This window comes from Achromobacter maghribensis, assembly GCF_057334215.1.
In genome coordinates this window covers 1-8,677 of sequence record NZ_JBHFII010000025.1, presented here as the reverse complement: position 1 = coordinate 8,677, position 8,677 = coordinate 1, and the positions used below count along the sequence as shown (strand labels likewise).

Below are 8,677 nucleotides of genomic sequence, written 5' to 3'. Positions count from 1 at the left end.
CCACGCGCGGCAGCGCCAGGTCGGCGGCCAGACGCGGCGGTTCCGCCTTCACGGCGGGCTTCGCGTTGGCGGGTGCGGCTTCCAAAGGAGCCGTCACCGTGCTGCCCGGTTTGACGGCGGCGGTGACAACGGGCAAGGCGGCCTGGGCGTCGCGGGTGGCGAGTGCCGCGGCCGCTTCGGCTTGCGCGGCCGTTGCGGCGACCGGCGCGCGCGGCGCGGCGGCGGCATCGGCGGCATTCAGCGTGGCGGTCAGCACGGCGGCGCCGGAACTCATCGCGGCCGCGGCGGCCTCGGCATTGCCGCGGGCCAACTGCACCTGCTCGGCGGCCTGGGCGGCGATCTCAAGCGCCTGCTGCGGCAACACCGGCGCGGCCGGTTGTTGCGTAGCCGCGACGGCGAGCGCGCCGGCTTCCGCCTCGGCGGCCGTCTTCACGGCATTGTCGATGGCGCCGGCGGCAGCGCTTTCAGCATTGCTTGCCGGGTCCTTGGCGTTCGTGTTCTTGCCGGGCGTCTTGGCGCCGTTGTTCGCGGGGCGCGAATCGGCGGACGGCTTCGGGCGCTGCTGGGCCAGCACGTCGGAGAAGCTGGGGCCTTTCTTGTTCGCGGATGCGGACTTATTGGCGCCAAGCGTGTCGGCGATCGAAGTCGGCGCGACGGGTGCGATCGTGGGCAAGGGCAGGGGAGCGGTCATCTTGGGCTTCCTGTGAGGTATTGCTTAATGCAGGCCTGCCTGGCGTTGAACCAGGCGAGCGGAGTATTCATCGTTGGCGCGCTGTTCGCGCCGGGATTCCACGACGGCCTGCGCGCGCATTTCGCGCTGCGCCAGGGCGTCATAGGAATTGAGCTTGCGTTTTTCCTGCTGCCAATACTGACGGCCTTTGGCCAGGTTTTCGTCGGCCTGGCGCAATACCGTCTGCTGCTGGCCGATTGCGTCGTCCAGCGTACCGATGAAGCGTTGGTAGTTATGGCAGTCGCTGGCCGACATTCCCGTCGTCATCGCCTGTTGCAGGCGTTCCAGGTAGTCCTGGCGGTAGTCGTTCAGCATGCCCAGCTGGCGCTCGGCATTGGTGCGCTCGGCGCTCAGTCGTCCCAGCAGGCGCGCGGCTTCATCCGTGCTTTCCTTGGCCAGGTTGATCAACATGTCCAAGGGCAATTGGCTAGGCATAGGTGTCCCTTAACTCGAAACTGGCGCGCAACTGGTTGACGGCGTCGTCATAGCCGACGTTTTCGCCGATGTCCTGCTGCAAGAACGCCTCCAGACGGGGATAGCGGGCGATGGCTTCGTCCAGTTGCGGATCGTTGCCGGCCGCATAGGCGCCCACGGCGATCAGGTCGCGGTTGCGCTGGTAGCGCGACAGGTTCTGCTTGAAGCGGCGCACCACGGCGAACTGCTGGGGCGTGATCAGCGAGGTCATCGCCCGGGAAATCGACGCCTCGATGTCGATGGCGGGGTAGTGCCCGGCCTCGGCAAGATGGCGCGACAGCACGACGTGTCCGTCCAGGATCGCGCGCGCCGAATCGGCGATCGGATCTTGCTGGTCGTCGCCTTCGGCCAGCACGGTGTAGAACGCCGTGATGGAGCCGGCTTTGCCCGACGGTCCGGGCGCGCCCATCCCGGCGCGTTCGACCAGCATGGGCAGCTTGGCGAACACCGACGGCGGATAGCCTTTGGTGGCGGGCGGCTCGCCGATGGCCAGCGCGATTTCCCGTTGGGCCATCGCATAGCGGGTCAGCGAGTCCATGATCAGCAGCACGTCCAGGCCCTGATCGCGGAAGTGTTCGGCCAGGCGCGTCGCATACGCGGCGCCTTGCAGGCGCAGCAGGGCCGACACGTCGGCGGGCGCGGCTACGACGACCGAGCGCGCCAGGCCCTCGGGACCCAGGTTGTGCTCGATGAATTCCTTCACTTCCCGGCCCCGTTCGCCGATCAGGCCCACGACGATCACGTCGGCCTTGGTGTAGCGGGCCATCATGCCTAGCAGCACGGATTTGCCCACGCCGGAGCCGGCGAACAGGCCCATGCGCTGGCCTCGGCCAACGGTCAGCAGCCCGTTGATGGCGCGCACGCCCGTGTCCAGCACGGTGTCGATCGGCGCGCGCGACAAGGGGTTGATGGGCAGCGCGGACAAGGGCGCCAGCTCGGCGCCCGTCAACGGGCCCAGCCCGTCCAGCGGGCGCCCGGCGCCGTCCAGCACGCGGCCCAGCAAGGCGTTGCCCACGGGCAGGTGACGGCCCAGCTGCGGCTTGGCGTTGCCATTCAATTCGGCCTTGCGCGGCAGCGGGATCGCGCGTTGCACGGGCGGCTCACCGGGCACGACGCGCGCGCCGGGCGGCAGACCGGAAATGTCCGCCTGCGGCATCAGGTACAGGGTATGGCCGTCAAAACCCACCACTTCGGCATCGGCCCAGTGGTCGTGGCCGCGCGCGATTTCAATGCGGGCGGCGGCGCCCACCGGCAGGCGCAGGCCCGTGGCATGCAGCACCAGGCCCGTCGCGCGGGTAATCTTGCCGCTGACCAGCCACGGGTCGGTCGATGCGGCACGGATCGAGCCGATCTCCAGCTGGGTCTTCCAGCGGTCGATGACCGGGATGGCCGCAACCGGCGCGGACGTCAGCGGGGCGGCGGCGGATGCCTGCGGCGCGGCCGTCTGGCCGGGCTGTGCCGGAGCCGGATGGCCATTCACGCCGGCTCCTCCCAGGAGACGTTGCGGCCCAGCGAGGCCGCGACCCGGCGCCAGCGCGTCTGCAGCGTGGCGTCGATGTCGCCGTAGGGCGTTTCGGCGCGGCAGCCGCCGCGCGCGATCGACTCATCGGCCAGCACGCGCCAATGGCCTTCCTTCAGTTCGTCCGCCAGGTGCAGGCGGATCAGCTCGATGTCGTCGGGGTTCGCCCACAACCGCATCTGGCCGCCCGCCGACGGATTGATGTGCAGGACGTCGCGAACGGCAGCCACGACCGTGTCGGGCTGCTCGGCCAGCGTCGTGCGCACGACCTGCTGCGCGATGTCCAGGGCCAGCGTCAATAAGCTCTGGCCCATCTTTTCTTCCAATGCGCCCAGCGACGTGGCGCAGGCCTCGACCAGCGCGTGCAAACGCTGCGCTTCCTCGGCCCCCTGTTCGCGCGCCATCGCCAGGCCTTCGGCGTAACCGGCTTCGCGCCCGGCGGCGAATCCCGCCTCGTGGCCGCTCTGCTGGCCGGCTTCCAGGCCCGCCGCATGGCCTTGGGCATAGCCTTCCTCGCGGCCTTCGGCCATGGCCTGGGCACGCAGTTGCGCCATCACCACGGCAGGGTCCGGGCCCGGATCGGGTGCGGGTTCCGGTTCGACTTCGACGGCCGTCGGCTCGTCGAACGACAGCATCTGCCAGCGCCGCCAGGCGGCACTGCGCGAGCTGAGCGTCGTCGCGCCGTTGTCCGCTTCAGACATACGCGTCGTCTCCAGAGTTGCCCAGCACGATCTGGCCGCTTTCGGCCAGGCGGCGGGCGATCTGCAGGATCTTCTTCTGTTCGGCTTCGACCTTCGACATGCGGATCGGGCCCTGGGCTTCCAGATCCTCGCGCAGCATTTCGGCGGCACGGCTGGACATGTTGCGCAGGAACTTGGCGCGCAGCTCTTCCTGGGCGCCCTTGAGCGCGACCATGAGCGTGTCGTTGTCGATTTCCTTGAGGATGAGCTGGATGGCGCGGTCCTCGACGTCCAGCAGGTTGTCGAAGACGAACATCTCGTCGATGATCTTCTGCGCCAGATCGTTGTCGCGCTCGCGCAGGCTGGCCACGACGGTTTCCTCGTCCGAGGAATTCATCATGTTCAGGATCTCGGCCGCCGTGCGCACGCCACCCATCTTGCTGCGCTTGGCGCCTTGGCCAGCCAGCACCGAGTTCAGCACTTCGGTCAGTTCGGACAAGGCCGCCGGCTGCACGCCGCCGAAGGTTGCAATGCGCAGCATGACGTCGTTGCGCAGGCGGTCGGTCAGCAATGCCAGCACGCCGGCCGCGCGGTCGCGCTCCAGGTGGACCAGGATCGTCGCGATGATCTGCGGATGTTCGTCGCCGATCAGTTCGGCGACGGTGTTCGGATCCAGCCAGTTCAGCGCGTCGATGCCGCTGCCGCCGTCGCCGGCTTCCAGAATGTCTTCGATCAGGCCGGCGGCGCGGTCGCTGCCCAGGGCCTTGGTCAGCACGCTGCGGATGTAGTCGTCCGAGCCCAGGGTGACGGCCATGAATTGGTCGGCTTCCTGGCGGAATTCTTCCAGGACGACGGCCACGTCGTTGCGGGTGACCTGCTTCAGGCTGGCCATCGCTGCGCCGACCTGCTGCACTTCACGGGCGCTGAGGTACTTGAACACCTCGGCTGCCGCGTCCTCGCCCAGCGACATCATCAGGACGGCGCTGCGCGTCATGCCGTCCATCGGGGTGGAATCATTTTTCATCTTTGCTCATCCAGGTGCGCAGAACCATCGCGACGGCGCGCGGATCTTTATTGGCCATCGTGCGGGCGCGTTCCAGGTTGTCTTCGTAGCGGCTGACTTCCTTCGAGCGAGCCACGTCCTGGGCCTCGCGGGCGGCTTCGACGCGCTCGGCCTCGGCCATTTCGGGATCAACCGGCGGGTACAGATACTCGGTGACCGAACGGCGGACCTTGCGATACAGCCACAAGGCAACCACCAGACCCACCAGCCAGGCCAGGATGGTCTTGAACAGGGCGATCATTTCCGGGTCGCGCCACATCGGCAGCGGCGGCGGGCCATCGTTGAACTGGCTGTTCACCAGGTTCAGCGAGTCACCGCGCGTTTCGGAATAACCCATGGCTTCGCGGACCAGATTGGTCAGCTTGTTCAGTTCTTCCGGCGGCAGGGCCTGCGGCTCGCCATCCTTGTCGCGGATGTAGTTCACCACCACGGCGACCGACAGGCGCTTCAGGTTGCCCACCGGCTGCTTGATGTGGCTGATCGTGCGGTCCACTTCATAGTTGGTGGTGGCATCGCGGCGTTCGTTCAGATTGGTCGCTGCGGTCTGCGTGCCGGTCTGCTGTTGCTGCTGGGCATTGGCAGGCTGCTGCGGCTGGCCCGGGCGGGGCGGTTGCGGCGCGGGCGGATTGGCGATGGGCGCTTGCGCGTTGGCCGGTGCCTGGTTCGACAGCGCGCCGGGCACGCCCTGCGCGGGATTCACGCCGCGCTGGGTGGAATCGCTGGTCTGCTGGCTGCGGATGGCGGACTGGCCCGGCTCCTGATTGGGACGATAGACTTCGGACGTCTCTTCGCGGCGGGCGAAGTCGACGTCGGCGCTGGCCTGGGCGTGGACGTTGCCGGGGCCGACCAGCGGATTCAGGATGGTCAGGATGCGTTCGACCGTGCGCTGTTCCATTTCGCGCACGAAACGCATCTGGTCGGCGTCCATGCCGCGTCCTTCGCCCAGCGGCGCGGACAGCAGGCGGCCGTTCTGGTCGACGATGGATACGTTTTCCGCGGTCAGTTCGGGCACGCTCGAGGCCACCAGCCACGAAATCGCCGACACCTGGGCGTCACTCAGGCTGCGGCCCGGGTAGACGTTCAGCAGCACCGATGCGGTGGGCGCCTGGCGTTCGCGCACGAACAGCGACTGGCGCGGCATGGCCAGGTGAACGCGGGCGTGTTGCACGGTGTGCATGGCTTCGATCGAGCGGGCCAGCTCGCCTTCCAGACCGCGCTGGTAGTTGATCTGCTCGGCGAACTGACTGGCGCCAAAGCGGGCGTTGTCCATCAGTTCGAAACCGACCGAACCGCCGCGCGGCAAGCCCTGCGAGGCCAACTGCAACCGCGCGTCGTACACGCGGTCGGCCGGCACCAGCAAGGCGGTGCCGGTCTCGTTGTAACGGTAGGGCACGTTCATCGTGCCCAGGGCCGTGACAATGGCGCCGCCGTCGCGGTCGTCCAGGTTCGAGAACAGGACCTTGTATTTGGGTTCGCTGCTCCACATCACCGCGGCGACGATCAGCGCAACGACGGCAGCCGCCGCGCCAAGCAGAATAGGCTTGGGCAGCGCGCGTATCTTTTCCAGGGCGGGGAACTTCGCCAGCAGCGACGAGCTCAGAGTGGCCTGCTGATTCATCGATGGCTCCCGCTGGCTACGCGGAGCAGGGAAAAGGACTTCATGTCTGGGTAGGGCAGATTACACATGCAACGTGCTTCTGGTCTGGGGAGAGCCTGGATTATTGCCGTTGGTACGACAATCCCAATCGTTGAAAACGGCCGGTTTTTGGCGTTACTTATCCTCTATGTCCATGGCAAGGCGGCGGCCGCGGCCACGCCATCAGGCCCAGGTCGCGGCATTCGGTGAAATGTCGGGGTTTTTGGCGGTTTTTATCGGCTATGACGGCGCGCGATCGGCGTTACGCTCTGTGCAACATTGGCGTCATGCCCCACCAGCAAGGAATCAGGTAATGGCTGTATCAGGCTTGTCCGGCATCGAAAGCATGCTCCAGCAGATGCGCACCGTCGTGAGCAAGGCGGAAACCGGCAATCTCGCCGCAGGCGAAATGGTCGGCCAGCCCGACGGCTTCGCCGCAGAATTGCAGCGCTCGATCCGCCGCGTGACGGCGGCGCAGAACGCATCGTCGGCCCAGGCGAAGGCCTTTGAAATGGGCGCGCCCGACATTTCGCTTAATGATGTGATCATCGATATGCAGAAAGCCAGCCTCGGCTTTCAGACCGCGGTGCAGGTGCGCAACAAGCTGGTTGCCGCCTACAAGGAAATCTCCTCGATGGCCGTTTGAGGCTCTGAAGAGGGAAGGCCCCCACGCTGCGCATGCTTCGCATGCTTGCTGCCCCCCGAGGGGGCTCTTTTACCTTGGGGCGGTGTCAGTCCCGCTGCGCGCCTTTCTCCAGGCGCCACACTACTTTCTGCAGCCAGTTCTCCTGGCGCGCATCCAGATTCAGGAAGACGGCGCCCATGTGGCTCATCGGCGGTTCGCCGGTCAAGGACACGTGCCGGGGCGCTTGCCCCTCGGGCGTCCCGGGCTGGATCATCGGCTGACCCGAAATCGGGTAGACGTTGCGCACTTCCAGATCGGCGGTGAAAGTGCCCAGTTCGCCGAAGTCCAGCTGCACGTCTTCCATCACGGTGCCGCGTTCGGGCAGCGCCGGCACCGCCAGTTCCACACGCAAGCCCACGCCATCGACCGACAGGTCGCGCACCGTGAAGTGATAGGGCTTTACCTTGGGCTCGGGCTGCCAACGGGCCTGGCACAGGTTTGCGCTGCCGGCCAGCGAGGCGCGAAACATCTTGCGCCGCTGGATGCGGGCCAGCCGGTCAGGGAAGGGCGACACCAATGCCGCGCTGCCGTCGTCGAACTGGATCACTTCGGGGCGCTGAACGCGGAACCGGATTTGCACGCCGCCATAGGCCGTGGCGTGGAAATGGAACGTGGTGCCGCTCAGCAAGCCCATGCTGTCCGAGTGTTCGAAGTCGGCGCCCGCATAGTCGCGGGGCCGCCAGAAGAACTGGCGGGTGTGCTTGTCGGCACCCAGGACCAGCACGGCCATCTCGCGGTCGGCCGCATCGCGCACGAGGATGTGGCTGTCGGGGTGCGTCAGTTCAAACAAGGCTGAGCGCATGTCTTCCGGCCGGGTCAGCAGGAATTCCGGGTCGCTGGCATCCAACACGATGGTGGTCCTTAGAGAGTGAGGTCAGGCAGGCGGCGCGCCGTCGGGAAGCTCGCGCGATTCCAGGCGATACAGCCAGGCCAGCAATTCTGCCACTGCTACGTACAGTTGGGGGGGAATATGTGCGTCCAGGTCCACTTGCATCAGCAGGCCGACCAGTTCACGGGACTCGTGCACGTACAAGCCGTTCTCTTCGGCGGCCCGCACGATGGTGTCGGCCAATTGGCCATAGCCCTTGGCGACGACGCGCGGGGCGCCGTCCTTGTCGTCATAGGAAATGGCGACGGCCGCGTTGCGGTTGGCGTTCGGGCCGTTGTCCTCGGCGTAGGGGCTGATCGTCATCAGTAGTCGTTGGGAATGGCGGGTCGGGGATCCGTCACGCTGACGGCCAGATTGCTCAGGGTCAGCCCGGCGGCCAGCAGACGCGACCGCAGCTGGTCGGACGCATCATTGATCTCGCCTGCGGCCAGCGGCGCAACCAGTTGCAGCACGATCTGATCGCCGGCCAGATTCAGCCGGGCGTCCACCAGGCCTAGGCGGGGCAGGTCCAGTTTCAGGCGCGTGGCCCAGGTGGGGGTCGCCGAATCGGGATCGCCGCCGTAGGGGTCGCGCTCCACTTCCCATTCCATCGGCGTGCCGGGCCAGGCTTCGCCTTGCCAGGTCAGTGACTGGTTGGCCAGCACGTCCAGTTGCTGGCGCACCAGCACCGTCAGGTCCTGGTGGATGCCCGTGATCGGCGTGCCCGGCGCGGGCGCCGTGGACGATCCGCTGCCAGAGGGCGCGTCCGCGCCACCGCCGGCGCGTCCCGCGGCGGAAGCCTCGGGGCGGCCGCGTGCCGGCGCGGGGTTCTGCGGGATGTCGTCCTTGCTCAGCTTGGCCTGGGGCTCGTTCTGCAGCGACGAAGGGCTGATCCGGCCAAACACCATGTTGGTCAGATGCGATTCATAGAACAGGCCGCTGGTTTGCAGCGCCTGGCGCAGCGCCTGTCCCAGCAAGCGGGCGGACGGGCCATTGGCCGCCATCGAGGCGTGGGCCGCGGC

The 8,677-nt window shown here is 67.1% G+C and carries 9 protein-coding genes and 1 pseudogene; 1 reads left to right on the top strand and 9 read right to left on the bottom strand.

Annotation, left to right across the window (positions count from 1 at the left end; all coding sequences use genetic code 11):
* The 6 genes and pseudogenes from ACE039_RS10695 to fliF all read right to left on the bottom strand — a co-directional run.
* Nucleotides 1–691: pseudogene (locus ACE039_RS10695) on the bottom strand (flagellar hook-length control protein FliK); the annotation flags it as partial.
* A 24-nt stretch (nt 692–715) separates the two neighbouring features.
* A complete protein-coding gene (fliJ, locus tag ACE039_RS10690) occupies nt 716–1,165 on the bottom strand; it encodes a flagellar export protein FliJ (protein WP_088588351.1) in 450 nt (149 codons plus the stop codon).
* A complete protein-coding gene (fliI, locus tag ACE039_RS10685; protein WP_199196965.1) occupies nt 1,158–2,591 on the bottom strand; it encodes a flagellar protein export ATPase FliI in 1,434 nt (477 codons plus the stop codon). Before fliI ends, fliJ begins: the two co-directional genes overlap by 8 nt.
* A gap of 89 nt (nt 2,592–2,680) precedes the next feature.
* The gene (gene fliH / locus ACE039_RS10680) at nt 2,681–3,424 is read right to left on the bottom strand and encodes a flagellar assembly protein FliH (RefSeq protein WP_105560510.1); all 744 of its coding nucleotides are present in this window, start codon (nt 3,422–3,424) and stop codon (nt 2,681–2,683) included.
* Nucleotides 3,417–4,427 (bottom strand): flagellar motor switch protein FliG, encoded by a 1,011-nt coding sequence (gene fliG / locus ACE039_RS10675; protein ID WP_088588349.1) that lies wholly within the window; start codon nt 4,425–4,427, stop codon nt 3,417–3,419. The genes fliH and fliG overlap by 8 nt, the downstream gene beginning before the upstream one ends.
* The gene (gene fliF / locus ACE039_RS10670) at nt 4,417–6,084 is read right to left on the bottom strand and encodes a flagellar basal-body MS-ring/collar protein FliF (protein WP_485811244.1); all 1,668 of its coding nucleotides are present in this window, start codon (nt 6,082–6,084) and stop codon (nt 4,417–4,419) included. The genes fliG and fliF overlap by 11 nt, the downstream gene beginning before the upstream one ends.
* Before the next feature lie 331 nt (nt 6,085–6,415).
* Between fliF and fliE the strand changes: the two genes are divergently transcribed.
* Nucleotides 6,416–6,748, top strand: a complete 333-nt coding sequence (gene fliE / locus ACE039_RS10665; protein ID WP_105560508.1) for a flagellar hook-basal body complex protein FliE — start codon at nt 6,416–6,418, stop codon at nt 6,746–6,748.
* Nucleotides 6,749–6,833: 85 nt separating this feature from the next.
* Here fliE and ACE039_RS10660 read toward each other — a convergent pair whose 3' ends face one another.
* The 3 genes from ACE039_RS10660 to fliK all read right to left on the bottom strand — a co-directional run.
* Nucleotides 6,834–7,634 (bottom strand): flagellar brake protein, encoded by an 801-nt coding sequence (locus ACE039_RS10660; protein WP_448708664.1) that lies wholly within the window; start codon nt 7,632–7,634, stop codon nt 6,834–6,836.
* A 27-nt stretch (nt 7,635–7,661) separates the two neighbouring features.
* Complete coding sequence (locus ACE039_RS10655; RefSeq protein ID WP_448708661.1) at nt 7,662–7,979, bottom strand: EscU/YscU/HrcU family type III secretion system export apparatus switch protein; 318 nt, start codon at nt 7,977–7,979, stop codon at nt 7,662–7,664.
* The coding region (fliK, locus tag ACE039_RS10650) for a flagellar hook-length control protein FliK (RefSeq protein ID WP_485822347.1) at nt 7,979–8,677 on the bottom strand (699 nt) is incomplete at its 5' end. The genes ACE039_RS10655 and fliK, both read right to left, overlap by 1 nt.